We start from the raw sequence: 19324 nt of genomic DNA, 5'->3' as shown, positions 1-19324 counted from the left end.
CCGCCTCAGCCCTCGCTACGAGCGCGATCCCCGCAACTACCTGGCCTTTCTCGGCCTCGCCGCCACCCTGTGCTGCTACAAGCGACTCATCCGCCTCACCACATAGGACACGGTCTTAGAGGTCGTTTTCACCTGTAGTGCATTGCTATCGCCGGTTCTCTGCGGCGGGCTGGTGTGGTGTTGATGGGACTGCCCATTCGAGTGGGGCTCAAGGGCTGGATGAGGTGACGGCTGGGGCTGGATGCGGCTTGTGCCTGTTTCATTCCAGGACGCCTGGCTGCGTCGCGCTTCCACGAGGCAGAACACGCGCCTGGGCGCACTCGTTTGCCGGCGGTACATCCAGGTCATGAGTGAACGTCGTGCGTATCCGAGTGATCTGTCCGATGCCCGCTGGGAGCTGGTCGAGCCGGTTCTGGCGGCCTGGCGGTCCGAGCGCCGCCGCCGGGCGCTGGCGTTCGGGCGGCCGCCCGAGCACGAGCTGCGCGAGATCATGAACGCGATCCCGTACGTGGACCGCACCGGGGTGCAGTGGCGCTACCTGCCGCACGACTTCCCGCCCTGGGAAACCGTCTACGGCTACTTCGTCAAATGGCAGAAGGACGGTGTGTTCGCCCAGCTCAACGGCCTGCTGCGGGAGTTGGTGCGACAGAAGGAGGGCCGCACTGCCCAGCCCTCGGCGTGTGTCATCGACGCGCAGAGCGTGAAGACCTCCACCAGCGTCCCGGCCGCCGGGCAGGGCATCGACGCCGGCAAGAAGATCGTGGGCAGGAAGCGGAGCATCGTCACCGATACTCTCGGGCTATTGCTGGCAGTGCTGGTCACCGCGGCGAGCGTGCAGGACTCCGACGCCGGCCGGGCCCTCGTCGAACACGTCGCCGCGGAGCATCCCACCGTCCGCAAGACCTGGGTCGACGGCGGCTACCGCCAACATCTTGTCGAACACGCAGCCACCCTCGGCATCAACATGGAAATCGTCCAACGCACCCCCGGTACCAGAGGATTCACCCCGCTGCCCAAACGCTGGACCGTGGAGCGGACCTACGGCTGGCTGATGCTCCACCGCCGCCTGGCCCGCGACTACGAAACCCTCCCGGCCCGCTCCGAAGCCATGATCCACCTCGCCATGACCGACCTGATGGCCCGCCGCCTCACCGGCGAGAGCACCATCTCCTGGCGCGACCCCGCAAAGCACCATCAACCACAGATTCCGGGATGAAACAACGGGAGAAAACGACCTCTTAGAGGCAATACCGGTGACTTTGGTGGGTTCTGGTCGTTGGATGGGTTGTGCCAAGACCGGGTCAGGTGAAGTCGTCGGGGGTCGATCGGTTCTCGGATCGGATCGCGTTGGGGGTGCTGACGCGGGCGTTTCCGCCGGAGCTGATCGACGAGGTGGTCGCCGAGTGCGGCAGGGTCGAGCAGCGGACGCGGCTGCTGCCGGCACGGGTGGTGGTCTACTTCGTCCTGGCGATGTGTCTGTTTTTCGGGCAGGGCTATGAAGAAGTGGCGCGGCTTCTGGTCCAGGGGCTGGAGCGCGAAGGCCGGTGGGTGAAGACCTGGCGGGTGCCCACGACGGCGGCGATCGGCCGGGCCCGTCTGCGGCTTGGGCCGGAGCCGTTGCGGGCCCTGTTTGCGCGGGTGTGCCGGCCGGTGGCGGTCGCGCGAACGCAGGGGGCCTGGTACCGGCGGTGGCGGCTGGTCGCGGTGGACGGCACGGTTTTCGACGTTCCGGACACCGCAGCGAACGCCCAGTTCTTCGGGCGTCCCGGTACCAGCCGTGGGCAGGGCCACAGCGCATATCCGCAGGTGAGGGTGGTGGCCCTGGCCGAGTGCGGCACCCATGCCGTGTTCGCGGCAGAGGTCGGACCGCTCAAGGTCCACAAGACCGTCCTGGCCCAGCGGCTGTTCCCCGTGCTGACGAAGGGCATGCTGGTGCTCGCCGACCGGGGCTTTTGCGGTCTCGACCTGTGGCGGGCCGCGAAGGCAGGCGGCGCGGACCTGCTGTGGCGGGTCCGCAGCGTCGTGGTGCTGCCGGTCCTGGAGGCCCTCTCCGACGGTTCCTACCTGTCGGAGATCGTTGCCGCGCGGGACAACTACCGGCGTGCGGACCCCGAGCGGGTGCGGGTGATCGAGTACACCCTCGGCCCACGCGGCGGTGATGGCACCGTCTACCGGCTGATCACCACCCTTCTCGACCCCGACCAGGCACCGGCCGAGGAGCTTGCCGCCCTCTATGCCCAGCGGTGGGAGATCGAGAACACCCTGGACGAGATCAAGAACCACCAGGGCGTCCCAGGGCTGGTGCTGCGTTCCCGGCACCCACGCGGCGTCGAACAGGAGATCTTCGCGTTCCTGCTGGTCCACCACGCGCTGCGGGACCTGATGCACCAGGCCGCCCTCAAGGCCGGGCACGATCCAGACCGGATCTCCTTCACTCGCACCCTTCGCGTCGTCCGCCGTCACGTGACCGGGCAGGCGGCGCTTTTCCCCCTCGCGACTGGCCCGGTCCATCGCCCGGAGCCTGCGTGAGATCACCGAACGGCTGCTACCCGCACGGCGGTTACGCTCCAACCCTCGCGTGATCAAACGCAAGATGTCCAACTGGGCCCTCAAACGAGCCGAGCACCACGGCCCACCACGGCCAGACACCCCGACGGTCCGGCTGGTCGAGCCGACCAGATCCACTTCAACCAGCCGGAAAACAACCTAAATCACCGGTATTGCACCTAGGCCGTGTATCGAAAGTGGATCTTGGGTTGTGGATGATCACGGTTCATGGGTCGGGGAGATCTCACAGACGAGCAGTGGGCGGTGCTGGAGCCGTTGTTGCCGAGGGGAGCCAGAGCAGGGCGACCGCCGGTCTGGGCTCGGCGGCAGTTGAACGACGGCATACGGTTCCGTGTCCGGACCGGCGTTCCGTGGCGGGACGTCCCTGCCGAGTACGGACCGTGGAGCCGGGTCTATGACCTCTTCCGCCGGTGGCAGCGAAACGGCACCTGGCAGCGGATCATCACCCGGCTCCAGTCCCTGGCCGACGCGAGGGGGGCGATCACATGGGACCTGAGCGTTGACTCCACGGTCTGCCGCGCGCATCAGCATGCGGCTGCAGCTCGCAAGCACGGCGACCTTCAGAAGGAACCGCCGGGCGGCATCTTCACGGAGCCTGGCGACCATGGGCTGGGGAGGTCGCGCGGCGGGTTCACTACCAAGCTTCACCTGGCAGTGGAGCAGGGGCAGAAGCCTATGTCGATCGTGGTGACCGCTGGGCAGCGCGGGGACTCGCCGCAGTTCGAAGCTGTTCTGGAGAGAGTCCGCGTGCCCCGTGTCGGACCGGGTCGGCCGCGGGTCCGCCCCGATCGGGTGCGGGCGGACCGGGCCTACGCCTCCCGCAAGAACCGCGCCTACCTGCGTCGCCGCGGGATTCGCTGCACCATCCCCGACAAGGCCGACCAGGCGCGGAACCGGCGGAAGCTTGGCTCCCGCGGCGGTCGACCGCCGAAGTTCGACAAGGCTGACTACCGTGAGCGTCATGCGGTCGAGTGCGGGGTCAACCGCCTCAAGAGGCACCGTGCTGTCGCCACGCGGTACGACAAGCTCGCTGTTCGCTACGAGGCGACCGTGCTGATCGCAACTCTCAACGAGTGGCTCTGATCGGGGTGGCGTTCCCGTCCTTGGTCACCAGTCCCGGCCGGCGGTCAGCTCCTCCGCATCCGCGTCCGTGAACTCGTATGCCGATGCGACGAAGCAGAACTCGTCGCAGATCCACTCGCGAGCGACCGTCTCGATCCCGCTCCCGGCCGCCATGAACTCCCTGTCCAGTAGGTTGAACTCCTCGGTGGCAGCCTGGGTGAGCGCATACAGGGCCTCCAGATCCGACGGCCGTTCGGCCTCGATGCGCTCGCACAGACTCAGCAGAATCCCCCTGCCCCGTTCGACTATGCGATCAGGGAAGTACGAGTCGTCGAACATCTCCCGCAGGAACGCGTGTCCCAATACCTGCTGGTTTGTGATCGGCACGGTACTTTCCTCTCCACGACGAGCTGACTCGCCGATCATGCACAGCACCGCTGACATCGACGCCACCCCTTGGCGCCAGACCACGTGCGACCAGGACTTTCACAACACCCCCTAACAGGGCAGATCCACGAACCTGGAGAGCACCAGGCCCGCCAGCACCAGATACTCGGCCATCGTGAGCTGGGTGATGAGCCGGTCCTTGTCCCTGACCGCCGTCAGGGTCTGGTGCGTCGTGGTCAGGACCCCGGCCACGACGCACCAGACTCCGACCAATGGCTGGTCGGACCCCGACCACGGGGCCGACCACGGCAGGTCAGAGCCGTGTCACAGGGACACCGGCCGCGGGGCCGGTGCGGCCTCACTGGCTGCGCCCCGAGTGCATGATGCTGGCCACGACAGCGACCAGCAGCGCGGCGCCGGTCAGCGAGACGGTGAGGGGCGTGTCGAGGGCCGGGTGGTGGTAGACGATGTAGGCCAGGCCGCCGGCGTAGCCGAGGCTGACCAGAACCAAGAGCAGCAGGACGAACAGATTGGTCTTGGACACGAGGTTCCCCCTTGGGGTCGGGCACACGGCAGGTCCGTGTGGGATGGATCGCGGAGCGTGCAGGGTCTTCAGCCCTTGCGTCTCGGGCTGGCGGCCCAGACAGCGGGGCACAGAGTGCTTGATGCGGGGGTTAGCCCCGCAACCCGGCACTGAACAGCGCTTTTACCGCCGGGGTGAACTCAGCCGCACGGTGTGGGCGAGGCGGTGCCGCAGGCTCCGAACCTGCCCAACGCGGAACGCGCATTCAAGAGATGAGCCGCCGGTCCCAGGGAGGGGACCGGCGAGGTGTACAGGAGAATCCAGGTGTGACGATCGAGCGCCGCCCGCTGGGCACAGGCCCCCTGCAGATGAACGACCCTGCCGTCGAAGCCGAGCGCGTCCCGCGTGCCCGGCTCGCTGCCGAGCGTCTGTCTACTGCCCTGCCCGCTCCCGAAGCGGCGCCGCGTCCGGCTGGTCGTCGAGTCCTGGGCGTCGGCCCCGACGTGTGAGTCGGGTTGCTGGGGGCGCCAACGGGCAGGGAGAGGGAGGATACGGAGTCATGAGCACCGCTCGCCCCCCTGCTGACCCAGCGCGAAGCCGCCGCGTGCGGCGTGAGCCGTACGACGATCCGGCGCCGCCGGGAGGTCGGCGGACTGCCCGGGGCCGTGCTCGACGAGGACCGCGGCTGGCTCATCCCCGTGGAAGACCTGCTCGCCGCCGGATTCCGGCTCAACGCCCCCGCCCCACCCGACATGACCGACGGCAAGGCCGTTAACAACCAGGCGCCGGCCGGGATGCGGCAGGACACCACTCCCGACGAGACGGCGGCCTCCTTGCAGGCTGAACTGGAACGGCTCCGGCACGAGCACGCACTCGCGCTCGCCCAGGAGCAGTACGCCCGCGCGCTCGCCGAGGCCGAGGCCAGGCACCTGAAGGGGCGCCTGCAGGAGCGGACCGCCCACATTGAGTACCTGCAGCGCGCTCTGGCGGCCCTGACCCCGGCTCCGGACCGCGTGGCCATCCCCCAGCCCGCGCAGCCGTTCCCGACCACCGCCGTGCCCATGACGTCGGTCCACGCCCCTATCGCGGCCGAAGGCGCCGGGCACGGCTCCACCTCGGGCAAATGGCGCCGCTGTCGGTCGGGCCGGGTCTGATGCCACCTGGTTGCGCGTCGGCCGGGGCTCTCACGGCTGGCTGGGGCGCAGAGATGAGGCTCTGTCCGCGGATCTGCGGACAGAGCCTCATCTGTGGGACCGGGTGTCAGATCAGGCCGAGCTTCTCTTCGATGAAGAGCATGAACATCGAGGTGGCGATGAAGGAGCCGCCGGCGTAGACGGTGGCTTCCAGGCCGCTCGCTCCGAGGTGCCGGGAGAGCGTGTGGGCGACCAGGCCGCCGATCAGGCCGGACAGTACACCGATGAAGATCGCCATGATCTTCGTCCGCCTCTGGAGGCGCTCGACCTCGCGCCCGAGGCGCGTGATCTCCCCTTGCGGGTCGGGGGGCGGAGTAGGCATGAACATGCTTCCTTGCTCGAACCGGGAGTGCCGCCGGGGCGGCTGCTCCGCCGCTTGGGTGGCGGCAGAAGTGATTCAAATCAGCGGCAAATGTTCAGCCCAGAGTTCGCCTGTACCGGAACGGTTCAGTACGCGTTCGCCGGTGTTCTCGCAGGTAGAACGTCTGCCGAGCCATGAAGTGAGCAAGATCCTTTTTTGGTGCATAAGCCACTGAGATGATCATCTGGGTGGTAGGGGATGATTCGGGTCCACGCACTGCTGATCGGCCTGGACCACGGAGGTCCCGCACGATGATCGACCAGTTACGCCGCGACTTGGACCAGGCCGACTCCTGGCTGAAGTACCGCGAGGTCCTCAAGGAGTTCCGCGAGCTGTACGGACCCCCCTTCAGGAAGCTCAACCCGTACGCCCGCGAGCAGATGGGCATCAGTCACCCGCCCTCGACGACAGTGTTCGTCGAGCTGACCGGGACCGACGCCAAAGCGCCGGACTGGGCGCAGGTTTCCCTCATGGTGAAGATCTGCGTCCTGTGGGCCGGCGAGCACCACGAGGACATGACGGGCATCCGTGAGTATCTCGATGAGATCCATTCCTTGTGGAAGGACGCCTTCCTGCGCCTGGGCGGCAGGCTGCCCCAGTCTCCGTCGGCGACCGCGTCACCTTCCCGCTGGAGGGCGGGCTACGACCGGATCCGCCGGCTTCCCAAGAAGCTGACCGTCCCACTCGTCGTACTCCTCGTGGCGGGCCTTGGCCTGGGCGGTTATGCCCTGGCCTCCATGGACCGCGACAACGGCAAGGCCGTGGAGGCGGCCGAAGCCACACCCAAGTCCGGCCCCTCAGGGGACACCGCGACGCCGTCCTCGCCCACGGCGAGTACCAGCGCGCCCCCCAGCCCGACCGGCTCCACCGCCACGAACGAAACAGCGTCGGGCGGCTCGACGGGTGTCACCGACGCCGGTGCAACCGGGACGGCCGCGGGCGGCAACAGCGCCGATGGTGCTTCCAGGGGCACCGACTCCTCGGGTACTGCCTCCGGCGGCACCTCGGACAACGGCGGCACGAACTCCTCGGGCGGCGGGACGATCCAGACACAGCCCTACGTCGACGCCAAGATCGCGTGGTCGAACGACGTGGACGGCAACCCCGACCCCGAAGACCCCAACGCGATCGTGAAGGTCTACGACACCTACAAGACGGACGTCACCGCCACGTCCGTCCACGCGTATCACCGCACGGACTCGATCCAGGTGAAGTGCCAGGTCACCGGCGGACGCGTCATCCGCCTGGGCGACCAATACAAGGGCCCCACACCCCATCGGGACGGCATCTGGTACCTCATGGACACCGGCGAGTGGGCGCCCGCCGTGTACGTCGACACCGGCAAGCCCAACCTGCCGGCCTGCGCTGCTTCCTGATCGAAAGTGCGCCCTGACCAGCGAAGGAGCTGGCCTTGCCTGTCAACCTCGCACCGAACACCCGCCGAGGCATACGCCCTCTGCTCGTCATCCCCGTCGTTCTGGTGGCCGTACTCACCGGGTACCTGATCGCCGCCGGCCGCCACGACGACACGGCGCCCGCCGACGGCGCGAAGGTCGCGGCCGCCTCCAAGGTGACCCGTGACTCCGGCGACAGCGTGATCCGCTCCCACGACGGCTCCGGCACGGTGAACCTGCGTTCCTGCCCCGGCCTGCCCACCGCCGGCCAGACCACGGGCTGCGACATCATCGACCGCCTCCCCGACGGCACCGTGGTCACGATGGAGTGCTGGATCGACTCCGGCACCGTCCCCGGCCGCGCAGACACCGACCGACGCTGGTTCCTGGTCACCCCCGGGGCCGGCGCCCCCCATCCAGGCCGCCGCGGCTACGTGTTCTCCGCCGAGATCCCCGTCGAGGAACAGGTCCGCAAGCCCTGGTGCAGCAACGACCTCATCAACGAACTGCTCACCGCACCCGAGCCGCCCATCTCGCCGTCGCAGACCTCAACACCGGCCACCCCGCCCCCTACAGCCTCATCCACACCTACCACTTCCCCTTCGGCCTCGCCGTCCCCCGCCGCTCCCACCGAGACACTTACCTCTGAGTCCCGCCCGCCCGCTGCGGCGGAGGTCATCGTGACAGTGCAGAACCAGGTGACCAACGGACCCACACAGATGCGCGAGGACACCCAGAATCCCGCCTACCTGTCCACCCACCCGGTGAAGCAGTGCGACGACCGCAAGCCGGCCTGCAACCTCCCCGGCTACCTCGCCTCCGGAAACCGCCTGGTAGCCATGTGCCAGACGACCGGAGACCGGGTCACCAACGGTGAGGACTACAACCCGGACGACGACCCCAACCCCGACCTCGACGAGAGCACCCTCTGGTACCGGCTGCGCGCGCCCGACGGCCGCACCGGCTACCTCTCCGTCATCTGGCTCGCCAGCAGCGACCGCGGCGGACTCGGTCTCCCCGTCTGCGGATCCACGCCTGCGGAGCGGTGACGATCACGGGGACGCTGGACGGCACCATGCCGTCCGGTACCCCGACCCAGCCAGGGCCGCGTCGAAGGTTCTCGGGAACAGAACCACCACTGTGCAAGCCCGGCCCTGCAACATCTCCTCCGGCATCTACTGCACGAGTATGTTCGTGCAGTAGATGCCGGGTCGGCAAGGTCAGCTGCCGGGCCGGGCGGGCAGTGAGGCGACGGCGGTGTTCTGCGGGACGACCACGATGCGGCCCCCTTCCGGACGCTCCTCGTAGAGCGCGAGCTGTTGCCGCTGCAGGGCTGTGATCGTCTCGACGAGAACGTCGCCTTCAGTCCGGCGCATCTGAATGTCACGCCGGGCAGCGATGCGGGCGAGCGTGACCTCGGTGACCGATTGAACGACGACGATCGAGAGCCTGAGGGTGGCGATAGAGATGATCAGCCAATACATGAATTCGTTCATTCCGGATGCCCCCTACGCGCTGTTCACGGCCCGCTGCCGTGCGCTGCATGCCAGAGTGATTGACCGCGAAGTTGTTCAACATGGCTGATCCATGACTGTGAGGCGTCAGCGCTGGTGACAGCGGTAGTAGTCCGGACAACTCAGGCATGCAGTGGGGGACGAGAGTGGCACAACCGACACCGGGCAGACGCGGTGGGCGTCCATGGGGGGCGATTGAAGCCCGCAGTCATGAGGCCGCAGAGCTCGCGAAGCTGTTACGCGAGCTGGTAGACCAGGCGACGCCGCGTCCGACCTTGAAGGATCTGGGTAGATCGCTGAACTACAGCCCGGCACGGGTCTCCGAGTTCTGCAGCGGCAAGTCGGTGCCGTCGCTGGGCTTCGTCGAGAAGCTGGTAGAGCTGACGGTGGTGCCGCAGGAACGGGCGAGTCGGATGCGTGCCGCGCGGTCGCTGCACAAGGCGGCTGCCCATGCACCGGCCTCGGCGCACGCAGTCGTCGTCCAACCTCCGCAGGCGCATGTGGAAGAGGCGGCATCCACGGGCGAGCAACTGGTCAAGGCGCTGAACACGATCAATGAACTCGAGCGGGCGAAGGCCTCGGCGGAGAAACTGGCCCTGTTCCTGCTGATCCTCTACCAGGCTCTGCGGCACAAGCTGGAACAGGAGCAGGCTGAGAGCCGACCGGTCCTGCATGGTCGCGAGGGAGAAATGCTCGCCGAGATCGAGCTTCTCGACATGGACCGTCCAGAGCTGAGAGCGCTGCAGATACGAGTGAGCGAAAACCTGGAGCGCGCCAACCGCATAGCGGCTTCAGCCCGGTCGCTGCACGGCACCGCCCAGAAGATCCGCGCCCGCTTGGAGGAGGACATCGACGATCTGCGTGCACGAGGTGCCAAGGTCACCTTCGCCCTCTCCTCCGACCCGGTCCGCACTCCCGGCTCACATCTGGACGCCGAGGATGTCCTGGCAGTCATCGGGCGCTCCGAGGAACTCCTGGAGGGCGTCGCCACTGACCTTGAACGACTGAGCCGGACGGTCAGTGAGCAGACGCGAGTCCTGGATGAGGATCCTGCCGCAGGGCTGAACAACCCTCCTGAACAACCAGACAACTTTCTGACCAGCACGGACGGCGATGGCAACGACCGAGAACCCCTTGTACTGACGAAGCGCGCCGGCCGCAGGCTCAGCCGCCGGAACCTCTTGGTCGGCACCGCGGCAACCCTCGCCACCGCCGGAACCGGATACGGGGCCTACGACTGGTACGGCAAACAGCAGGACGACGGGAAGCGGAGCGGGGAGCCCCCGCTGAAAACACCGACCCGCTGGACATGGAAGTACCGCACGCCGGGACAGCTGTTCATCCGGCCCGTGGTGCACGAGGGCGTCGTGCTCGCGGTGGAGGGCATGAACTACAGGAACGACGGGAGCTCCGAAGAGAACGACTGGCTCGGGTGGACCGTATATGCGGTGGACGCTCCCACTGGGCAGCTGCGCTGGAAGACCCACGTCGCGACCAACCGGAGCCGCCTGCGCGTGCAGAACGGCACAGTCTTCACCACCTCGACCCACGACGGATCCGCCGCTGGCCAGCTGAGCGCACGAGACGTACGTACCGGCAAGGTGCGCTGGAGATACGGGCAGACCGCCGACGAGTTCGGTAACGCGCTGCCTGGCCCGGCAGACCTCGTGTATGTGACGCGAAGCGCGGACGCCGCCCTCCACGCGGTTCGAGCCCGGGACGGAAAGCGGGTGTGGCAGGCCCCCGTCGGAAACTGGGGCGGGCTGGATGATCCCGTGCATGCGACAGCTGAGGCAGTTCTGACTCGCGACGGAAACGACGTGCTGTACGCGTTCGCCGCCAAGACCGGCAAGCCGCTGTGGAAGCAACCGCTGCAGGACGCCCCCGTCATGGATGCCGGCCCCGGCCGACTGCTGGTTGCCGCGAGCACTCCCGGAACCCCCCAGATCCAGGACATCAGATGCATCGAAACCCTCACCGGAAAGACCGTGTGGCGCAAGCGGACGGCCTCCTACGTCCACTGGCCCGGCACCGTCTACCAGAACCGCCTCTTCCTTACCGACGCCGAGGGCGTCGTCACCGCCTTCGGCCTCGACACGGGCACCCTGGTGTGGGAGACGAAGACAGGCAGCATGCTCCTCACCGAGATCAGCAACTTCGACCTGGAGGACAGCTACCACAGTGTCTTCAGCGCCCCCGCCGCTCACGCAGGTCTGGTCTATGTCGGCACGGCCACAGGGGTCCACGCCCTGGACACCGACACAGGGGAAAGCAGATGGCGAACTGAGACTGCCGGCACCGTTCTGGCCCCTGCGGTCGCCACTGAACGCACCGTGTACGCGGCCAGCGAGTCCGACCTGCTGGCCCTCGATCCCCGCACCGGAACGGCACAGTGGACCCTGAAGGCCTCCGGAGCCCTTATGAGCAGCCCCACTACCACTGACTCATTGCTGACCATCCTCGACACAGACGGATATATCTATGGCCTTCGACAGCCGGCACCGACTTCGTTTCTAGGCTCACGAGCCTGACCGAACTGGACGAAAAGCCGCCGGGCAGCGGCTCGTGAGCTGGGGCGACCGGTGGGGGAGATGGGCGACCCGGCCCGCGGCGCGGGTCGCACGGGCGCCTCCCACCCGATGACGGCCAACGAAGCCGTGCTCGCCCTGCTGCGCCCGAAGCCGGACCTGTCCCAGCTCGCCGGCGAGCCGGCCGACGTCCTTGCCGCTGCGCAGACCGCCTTCGACGCGCCGGACGGGCTGGGCACCATTGCCTCCCACGCGCGGCTGAACGTTGGGAAAGACACTGCTGCCGCCTCCGCCACCAGGCCCTTGAAAATCCTCTCCATAGCCGCATTTTCCAGGTGGAATGGTTCGACGCCGGACAGTGCGGCGGCCAGCGTCGTGGCGGCTCAGCTTGTGTTCCCGGCTCGGGCCCGGGCCTTGAGAAGCCGCCGCAGGCCGGTCAGCAGCCGCTCGTGGAAGATGGCGGGGGCCGCGGCCCCCGGAGTCGTGCGCAGCCGCTCGACGTGCCGCATCTGGTTCTGAATCCAGGGAGTCTCCTCCCGGGCGAGCTGCCGCTCGAACTCCGCCTCGTGCCCGCCGGCGGCGAGCGCTTGGAGCATCACGGCACGCCGCTTGGGCTCGGGCGCGTCCGCCGCTCGCGGGTCGGTGACAAAGAGAGCGGTGTATTTCGGATGGTCGGGCCACCACTGCGCCATCCAGTGCAGGGCATGGTCGCGTACGGCGGGGTCGTGATCGGCGGACGCGCAGTGGTACAGCAGCTCACGGACCTGTGGGAGGTGCGTGCAGCGCTCGGTCAGCCGCTTGAGGGCGGCCATCCGGAGTTCGGGGTCCGGACCGCGTTCCGAGTTTTCCAGGAACGCGGCCGTCGCTGCGGGATCGCCGCCCCAGGTCTCGCCGAGCACACGCATTGCGGTCCGCCGCAGGTGGATGTGGTGGGAGGACCGGCAGCACTCGATGAGGAAGTCTCGCGCCTCGGTGTCGAGGCTGTGGCCGATGGCGCGCAGAGCGGTCTCCGTGACCCTTCCGAGGCGGGCGGTGGGCCATTGACCCTTGTAGATAGGCGCGAAGCGCAGGGCGTCCCGCATCAGCAACCGGAGGTCTTCGGGATGCCTCTGCAGCCACGAGGTCAGCGTCTTCTGGCCGCCCATCACCTCGTAACGGTCGAGCAGCGTGTTGAGCACGCCGTACCGGCGGGACCGCCAAGCTGCCATCGTCGTTTCCGCAGTCAACTCGGAACCGAACACGGGGGTGTCTTTTCGGGGACCGTCGGCGGGGTGACGCAGTGCAGGAAGCGGACGCGCCCCGCCGCCCTCCTCTTCAGGTTCCGGCAGTAACTCGGCTCGCAGCTTTGCCGCCGTGGCCCGTACCGCGTCGAAGATGTCCTCCTGCTCCCGCCACCGCAGGAAGCGCACCGTCTCGTCGTCAGGGTGGCGGCGTGCCAGGGAGCTCAGCGCCTCCTTGCGCGCCCCGGGCGTGGGGTCGCCGACAGCGCGGGCCTGGAGAAACAGCCGCAGTTCCGCAGCCCCTTCGTGCTCGACCGGGCGAGTGCCTAGGGCTTGCAGGGCGGCGATGCGGATGGTGACTTCGTCGTGTACGGCACTCGTCTTGATCGCCTCCGTGACGGTGGCGCTCGCTGGCCACCGTTCGCCCAGGACGGCGAGGGCTCCGGCGCGAGCGCTCGTGGACCAAGCGAACCGCATGTACGCGATGACGGCAGGGAAGTCACGGTGCAGCGCGCCGGCGAGTTGGGCGGGAACGCGGGATTCGATGAACTGGCCCCATACGTGGAACCAGGTCAAATAGCGGTCGCGTCCTGCCCAGTTCTCACCAAAGGAGGCGAGTGACGGGGCGACGCTCTCAGCCGTGAGGTACGTCGCGTCGAGGAAGAACGCCCCGAAGCCCTCGGTCGCGCTCAGGTACTGGGTGATCCCATCGACCACCGTGACGCTCTGGGGGCTCAGAGCCCCGATCTTCTTCACCTCGGCCAGCGCCCGGAGGGCGAGGACAAGCCGCTCCTTGCGATTGGTGAAGGGGGCCGATCGGACGAGGCTGTCCACCAGCGCCCCGGTGTCGTGCTCCCGGAGCTGCCCGGCGAGCAACAAGATCACCTCGTGCCAGGTGGTGTCCTCAGCCCTCGGAACGAGGACCTCGGAGACAAGGACCTCGGGGGCCCACTCCCGTTCGTGCTCGTAGCGGTGGACGATGTCCGCCGCGGCCAAGTATTCCAGGAACGTGCGGTGCACGAAGCCCCAAGCGCCCCCGCCGTACCGGGCGAGGATGAAGTTGCGCTCTCGGAGTTGCTGGACCATAGCGCGGGCGGCGCGGCGCGCGACGTCCGGCCGGACGTCGCAGAGCTGGAGATACTGGCGGAAGACGTCCTCAATGTCCGCCTCGGGCACGTAGTTACCCGAGATACCACCCGATCCCTCCTGCATCCTGCGGGCGAGGAGCCGCAGCATCTCCAGGCGTTCGGTCTGGCCGAGTAGGTCGAGGGCTTCGGCGACCGGCCCGGACAGTGGGGCCGTCAGATGCTTGGTGTCCCGGTCCCAGCGGGCGACGAGCACAGTGACGGCGTGCTGGTACACCCCGTGCCGGTCGCGGGGAAGGGTCTGTCTGCGGCCGAGGATGGCGAGAATGGTCAGCAGAAGCGGATTCCCGGCCAGCTCGCGCACCGATCGCGAGTGGGCAACCGCATCCTTAAATCGGGTGAGGAGCTGCTCAGTGAGCCTGGGCTGTCCGGGGCACGCCGTCTCGTACCACCGGCGCGCGAACTCGTGGATATGGGGGGTGTCCAGGTCCTGGATCATGTAGTGGGCGAACCCCGCCCCGTCCAGCGTCTGCCGTTGGTAGCCGATGACTCGAGACGTGACGATCACCCGGCAGCGCTCGTGGTGGGCGGCGAACCCGGCGATGCGGCGGGCCGTCTCCGCCCGGAATTCCGGGTCGAAGATTTCGTCGAGCCCGTCGAAGACGAGGAGGATGCGTCCCTCGTCGAGAAGCTGGCCCAGGACGGGGAGCGGGAGCCCCATTCCCTCGGTGGTCCACAAGTGTGCGAGGAACTCAGCGAACGTCTGTTGTCGCCAGGCCGGTTGCGCGTAGTGCCGCAGCTCCACGATGAGGGGGATCCGACCTGCGAGGCTGGCGAGGGCATCGTCGGGACAGAGGCCGCTGGTCAGAGCAAGCGCGAGGTAGTGCGCGAGGGTTGACTTGCCGGCCCCCGGGTCGCCAAGGAGTACGACCCGCTGGCTTCCCTCCCTGGCGAGGACGCCGAGCACGTGCTCGACGGGCTGCTGGCGGTATGCCTCCACGAGGGAGTCGAGCAGCTCCAGGTCGAGCCCCGGCGGCAGTTCTCCGTCTGCGGCCAGCTCCTCGCCCTTAAGGAGCTGGCCCATGAGCTCCCGGGAAAGCTCCACCGGCGGCGGGTCGGCCCGAACGGTTGGCACGACGAAGACCTCGCGCAGCTCGACGCTCGGCTGCGTGCTCTGGTCGTTGTCGGGAGTGAGGACCTCCAAGTCGAGATTTCCGTACGTCTCTCGGACGCGGCGCGCGTAGGTCGCGAGTGCCCGGTCGGCGGCGGCGTCCCGCTTGTTCTCGGCGGCATCGTCTGGGCCACCGTCCCGGCCGTCCTCCCTGGCCGCTTCGAGGAGCGTGACGAGCTGCCGGTGTCGATTCCGCCACAGCTCCCGGTCCACCAGGGAGCCGCTGACCGGATCGGAGAGCGGGGCGCAGCGGACGCACGCGTCGAGCACTGCCGTCACAGCGTCCCAGTCCGGGGGCCTGACGAACTCGCCCTGTAAGAGCCGGTGGACGCCCGACCTGCTAAGGGGCCGGCCGCCAGCCGCCGAATTCCGGGCGCTCATCCGCTCCAGTTCCGCGGCGCTGGGCGTGCCCGCTGCCCGGTGCACCTCCCGGAGCCAGGCGGCGAACTGCTTCCGTGCCTCGTCTCCCCGCTGCAACGCCGCTCCCTCCCAGCATCCCGGAACGTCCCGGGACGCCCCGCGTTCCGGCCCCAGCCTAGGTCGCGGCCTGCGGCGACGAGGCTGGTATCCCGATTCGACCCGGCTTCCATCACCGGCCGCCCGGGCGGCGCAAGGTGCTCCCGTCACCGACTAACGAACGGAGCACACGATGACGCTGCACGACCTCCTCAGCACCCTCGGCCCTGTCGGCCTGCTCGTCCTCCTTGGCATGGTCATGGTTTTCATGGGGGTGGTGCTGCCGACGATCTGGTCGCGCCACGCCTACCGCCGGTCCGCGGCCCGCACGACCATGAACACCATCCTTAAGGCGCTGCGCCAGCTCTATCCTTTCTGACGCTTGACCGACAGAACATTTGGCTTAGCAGTCGAACAGCCATGGCGTCATGCCCACTCCAACCCCAGCTCCTTCAGTGTGACCCGCTGGTCCGGGGTGAGCTTGTTGCGACGGCTCTTGGTGTTCGAGACCCAGACACCAAGCTTCACTGGCACCGGGGCGTCCTCGCCTTCCACCACCATCTCTTCGACGTGGCCTCTTGGAACTCGGTGGTGGCCCTCGCGGGTGACATACTGCGCGAGGGCGGCAGCGCCCCGATGAAATGTAGCTGCCGTCTTCCCGGCACTCACGGCCGGTGGGGCGGCTGCCAGCGCCTCCAGGGGCTTGACGCCGAGCGTGGTCAGCCGTTCCTGCTGTTCGCTCGACAGCAGTTTCCAGTCCCGGCGTTGTCGTTGGAGCCATCGTCCGATGTCGTCGCCGTCCATCAGTACCCCGGGTTCGATGTCGGGCAGGTGGCCGTCGGCGTCGACCAGATCCGCGAGGACGCGGTAGTGGCGTTGCCAGTTGAGCGGCCACGGACAGTTCCAGTCCTCATCGACCGCGGCCAGCTGCGCCGCGCGCACGGCGGCCCGTTCCGGATCCTTCCCGAGGCCGCCCTTTCGTCGGAGGTTGGCCATGTGCTGGCCGACCGGGACCATCGCCTCGCCCTCGCCCCACACCGCGTTCTGACGGGGCGCGAGGTGCCCTGTAGCCCGCTGGTAGGACCGCAGCGCGGCGAGCTTGTTTTCCCACGCTTCCTCGCCCGGTTCCCAGACCATGCCGGCCTCAGGTGCGTCGAGCAGCGTCTTGCGCCGCTCCTCGAGTTCACCGGCGCGCAGTGCCTTGCGCTGCTGGTGGACCCATCGGCCAAGCGGGAACGCCTTGGTCGCCCCGACTTCGACCTCGACGTCGTAGGGCACGGCGTAAAGGCCGGTGATCTCGTTCTCCTTCCGCCAGCGGAGCAGGGCCTGGTAGCCCTCCAGCCACACCAGGGACTCGGGTCGATACACACGGGTGCGCAGGAACGCCGCGATGGTCGCGGCGTCGCGCGGGCTGGAGAAGTGCAGCAGTGCGGACTCGACCGCCCCGTCGGTGCCGCCCTGCTCCTGGTTGCCTCCGCCCTCTCCGCCGTCGGTCGCGATGATCCGCCCGTCCTCGTCGCGCTGGATGTGGGTCTTGCGCTTGCCGCTGGTGAGGGCGCGGGAGGCGAGCTGCTCGACCAGGCGTTCGTCATGCGAGCGCAGGCCTTGGAGCACAGCGACCAGCCCGGCATACGAGGCGGAGGCGATCATGTCGGTGGGATCCTCGCCGGGTTCCAGGAAGACGGGCACGATGATCCGCGCGACCTTGGTAGTGCCGTCCTTGTTGGGCCGGAGTGCCCGGCCGATGTTCTGCACGATCTCGACCTGGGAGCCGCGGGTGTCCGCGAAGCAGATGGCCTCCACACCCCGCTCGCCGGTAATGTCGACGCCTTCCCCGAGTACGCGGCAACTGGCGAGGAACGCCCGGTGCACCCGCCGACCGGCCGCGTCGATCCCGCCTGCGAACTGCCGCAGGACTTCCCGCCGCTCGGTGACGAGGTGGTCGCCGCACAGCCACGCCGACCACACCCTCTCCGGGGGTACGTGGCGGCCGGCCTCGAGTTCGTAGAAGGCCGCGTCGATGGAGGACTTCGGCAGCCGGTCCGCGGCGGCCAGGTCCTCGTCCGAGGCGTCGTTCACGTACAACTCGGCGGCTGTCTCCGGCAGCTTCTCCGCGAACGCCGCGGCTTCCTGGACCTTCTGGTGGAACGTCATGACCGTACGCAGGTTGTACGCCGCCGCGTGCTCCAAGAGTGCGGTCTGCAGCAGCGCCAGGCGCCGGCCCCGCCGGGCCTCCTCCGATTCCCCGAGGACGGGGGAGGGGTCGCGGATCTCAAGGACGTCGATCTCGAACCCGGCGAGGATGCCCCGCTCGATCGCCTCTGAGAGTCCGAGCTCGGCGAGCCACGCGCCGTAGGTGCCCTCCGGGTCGTCGGCCATGGTCGCGATCTCCGCCTCCTGGCCGTCCGCGCCCTTCTGCGGCCGGGGCGCGGCGAGGATGCGTGGAGTCGCGGTCAGGTAGAGCCGGAAGTTGGCAGGGATCCGCTGGTTGTCGTGGATGGCCGCCCACGGCCGCCCCAGATCACCGGCGGTTCCGTGGGCCTCGTCCACGATGGCGAGGTCGAAGCCTGCCATCTGCTGCCCGTACAGCCGCTCTCCGCCCGCCAGAGCGGCCTCCAACGGCCCGCGAACCTTCCGCTGCCCCTCGGGGGCGTCGATGTCCTCGCGGTCCACGAGAGAGGCGTACGTGGCGAACACGATCACCGGCCCGCGCCCGGCCCACAGGGCGAGCTGGATCGGGTTCGTAGTGGTGCGCACCCCCAGCTCGTTGAGAACCGAGTCGTTCTCCAGCGAGCACACCGCGACCATGGGGGAACGGTGACCCACCGCCCGCCACGCCTGAGCGGTCTGCACGAGCAGGTCTAGGGTCGGCACGGTCACGAGGATCCGACTCTCGGGGAAGCATTCCAGCGCGCATGCGGCAGCCATGATCGTCTTACCGGACCCGGTCGCTGACACGATCGTCCCACGAGCACCCTGAGGCGGCACAGACGACCTTGCAGGAAATCCGACCCACTTCCGAAAACTCGACTTCTGCTCTACCTGGTGCTCCCTGAGCTGAATCACAGACCCCCCTCACCTCTCCAACCTCGGCAATGATAAAGACTCAGTAGAACGTCAGATGTGATTGCGGTGGAGGATGGCACGAACAGCAGCTTCGAACTCACGCACCGCCAAGCCGTGTTCATCGCGAGCCGCGCCCCAGGCCGAATCCTGCCCGTATGAATCCCGAAGCCGATAGTACGCATCCATCAGACGGGAAGCCTGAGAGCGAAGCTGTTCACTACCAGGAGTCATGAAAAACTGGGTCGTTACCTCGTAGCGGAGAGGATCTGCAACGGCCAGATCTGACACCGCCACACCAGCTGTAGAAGCGTCAAGGAGCTGCCCACACAGCCGGTTGTACATGGAGGAGAGTCGCACACTTACTTCTACGAGTCGATTCACTTCCTCTTTGCGCCTTTCGACTCTCCGTCGAATGAAATCGCCGAAGAGAACCAGAGTTCCACCGAGAATTGCTCCAAGCAGTGCCAGCACACTTTGCACTTCATCACTCCGCAACGTAGGATCCCTCGTATTTCCGCCAACACTACATGCTGCATCTAACTGATGCGTGCGATACCCTGGAACTCACGTGAACAAGCGATCCCCGCCCCCCAACCATCCCCTCCCTCTAGCCGCTCGGGCCGAAGGCCCGTTGACGGCACCGCGCAGCGGGGCCGGCCCCCAAGGCGCGCAGCGCCCCCAGTGGCTGGAGCGCAGCGGAAGCCACCCACAGGGCCGCAGGCCCCGCAGTCCCAGGAGCGCAGCGGACGGGACGTCACCCGCCTTGCGCAGCAAGGCGGGTGAGCGGAACGCGCAG

At 67.9% G+C, this 19324-nt stretch carries 16 protein-coding genes and 1 pseudogene; 9 read left to right on the top strand and 8 right to left on the bottom strand.

Annotated features, from left to right (window positions below; translation table 11 throughout):
• The 4 genes and pseudogenes from B7767_RS28430 to B7767_RS28410 form a co-directional block, all read left to right on the top strand.
• Positions 1 to 106, top strand: a pseudogene (locus B7767_RS28430) (IS5/IS1182 family transposase); the annotation flags it as partial.
• A gap of 240 nt (positions 107 to 346) precedes the next feature.
• Positions 347 to 1216, top strand: a complete 870-nt coding sequence (locus B7767_RS28425) for an IS5 family transposase (RefSeq protein WP_085574669.1) — start codon at positions 347 to 349, stop codon at positions 1214 to 1216.
• 71 nt (positions 1217 to 1287) lie between these two features.
• Entirely contained in the window at positions 1288 to 2529 is a 1242-nt protein-coding gene (locus B7767_RS28420) for an IS4 family transposase (RefSeq protein WP_085574668.1), read from the top strand.
• Positions 2530 to 2775: 246 nt separating this feature from the next.
• Positions 2776 to 3651, top strand: a complete 876-nt coding sequence (locus B7767_RS28410; RefSeq protein WP_085574666.1) for an IS5 family transposase — start codon at positions 2776 to 2778, stop codon at positions 3649 to 3651.
• Between the two features lie 24 nt (positions 3652 to 3675).
• On the opposite strand, the gene B7767_RS28405 is transcribed toward B7767_RS28410, so the two are convergent.
• The 3 genes from B7767_RS28405 to B7767_RS28400 all read right to left on the bottom strand — a co-directional run bounded on the left by B7767_RS28405 (position 3676) and on the right by B7767_RS28400 (position 4561).
• Entirely contained in the window at positions 3676 to 4017 is a 342-nt protein-coding gene (locus tag B7767_RS28405) for a DUF5713 family protein (RefSeq protein ID WP_085574665.1), read from the bottom strand.
• 111 nt (positions 4018 to 4128) lie between these two features.
• Positions 4129 to 4269: a hypothetical protein gene (locus B7767_RS46610; RefSeq protein WP_179167322.1), complete on the bottom strand. Its 141-nt coding sequence runs from the start codon at positions 4267 to 4269 to the stop codon at positions 4129 to 4131.
• 106 nt (positions 4270 to 4375) lie between these two features.
• A complete protein-coding gene (locus tag B7767_RS28400; protein WP_085574664.1) occupies positions 4376 to 4561 on the bottom strand; it encodes a hypothetical protein in 186 nt (61 codons plus the stop codon).
• A 590-nt stretch (positions 4562 to 5151) separates the two neighbouring features.
• Here B7767_RS28400 and B7767_RS28395 point away from each other — a divergent pair.
• Complete coding sequence (locus B7767_RS28395) at positions 5152 to 5694, top strand: hypothetical protein (protein WP_085574663.1); 543 nt, start codon at positions 5152 to 5154, stop codon at positions 5692 to 5694.
• 106 nt (positions 5695 to 5800) lie between these two features.
• Here B7767_RS28395 and B7767_RS28390 read toward each other — a convergent pair whose 3' ends face one another.
• Positions 5801 to 6055, bottom strand: coding sequence for a hypothetical protein (locus B7767_RS28390; RefSeq protein WP_143652673.1), 255 nt, complete (start codon positions 6053 to 6055; stop codon positions 5801 to 5803).
• Between the two features lie 290 nt (positions 6056 to 6345).
• Between B7767_RS28390 and B7767_RS44985 the strand changes: the two genes are divergently transcribed.
• Entirely contained in the window at positions 6346 to 7470 is a 1125-nt protein-coding gene (locus B7767_RS44985) for a hypothetical protein (RefSeq protein ID WP_107486384.1), read from the top strand.
• Between the two features lie 35 nt (positions 7471 to 7505).
• Entirely contained in the window at positions 7506 to 8537 is a 1032-nt protein-coding gene (locus B7767_RS28370) for a hypothetical protein (RefSeq protein WP_085574658.1), read from the top strand.
• A gap of 171 nt (positions 8538 to 8708) precedes the next feature.
• Here the strand turns inward: B7767_RS28370 and B7767_RS28365 are convergent, their stop codons facing one another.
• A complete protein-coding gene (locus tag B7767_RS28365) occupies positions 8709 to 8984 on the bottom strand; it encodes a hypothetical protein (protein ID WP_143652672.1) in 276 nt (91 codons plus the stop codon).
• A gap of 293 nt (positions 8985 to 9277) precedes the next feature.
• Here B7767_RS28365 and B7767_RS28360 point away from each other — a divergent pair, with 293 nt between their 5' ends.
• Positions 9278 to 11533: a PQQ-binding-like beta-propeller repeat protein gene (locus B7767_RS28360; RefSeq protein ID WP_179167321.1), complete on the top strand. Its 2256-nt coding sequence runs from the start codon at positions 9278 to 9280 to the stop codon at positions 11531 to 11533.
• Positions 11534 to 11913: 380 nt separating this feature from the next.
• On the opposite strand, the gene B7767_RS28355 is transcribed toward B7767_RS28360, so the two are convergent.
• Positions 11914 to 15483 (bottom strand): NACHT domain-containing NTPase, encoded by a 3570-nt coding sequence (locus B7767_RS28355; protein ID WP_107486383.1) that lies wholly within the window; start codon positions 15481 to 15483, stop codon positions 11914 to 11916.
• A gap of 172 nt (positions 15484 to 15655) precedes the next feature.
• On the opposite strand from B7767_RS28355, the gene B7767_RS28345 reads away from it, so the two are divergent.
• A complete protein-coding gene (locus B7767_RS28345) occupies positions 15656 to 15841 on the top strand; it encodes a hypothetical protein (protein WP_085574653.1) in 186 nt (61 codons plus the stop codon).
• A 47-nt stretch (positions 15842 to 15888) separates the two neighbouring features.
• Here B7767_RS28345 and B7767_RS28340 read toward each other — a convergent pair whose 3' ends face one another.
• Both B7767_RS28340 and B7767_RS45900 read right to left on the bottom strand, forming a co-directional pair.
• Positions 15889 to 18528 (bottom strand): DEAD/DEAH box helicase, encoded by a 2640-nt coding sequence (locus B7767_RS28340; RefSeq protein ID WP_085574652.1) that lies wholly within the window; start codon positions 18526 to 18528, stop codon positions 15889 to 15891.
• A 51-nt stretch (positions 18529 to 18579) separates the two neighbouring features.
• Positions 18580 to 19008 (bottom strand): hypothetical protein, encoded by a 429-nt coding sequence (locus B7767_RS45900; protein WP_143652671.1) that lies wholly within the window; start codon positions 19006 to 19008, stop codon positions 18580 to 18582.
• Positions 19009 to 19324: the final 316 nt, after the last annotated feature.

Source organism: Streptomyces sp. 13-12-16 (assembly GCF_002114215.1).
Classification (GTDB): domain Bacteria; phylum Actinomycetota; class Actinomycetes; order Streptomycetales; family Streptomycetaceae; genus Streptomyces.
Note: the sequence above shows the minus strand (reverse complement) of the source record. Positions and strands in the feature narration are given on the sequence as shown.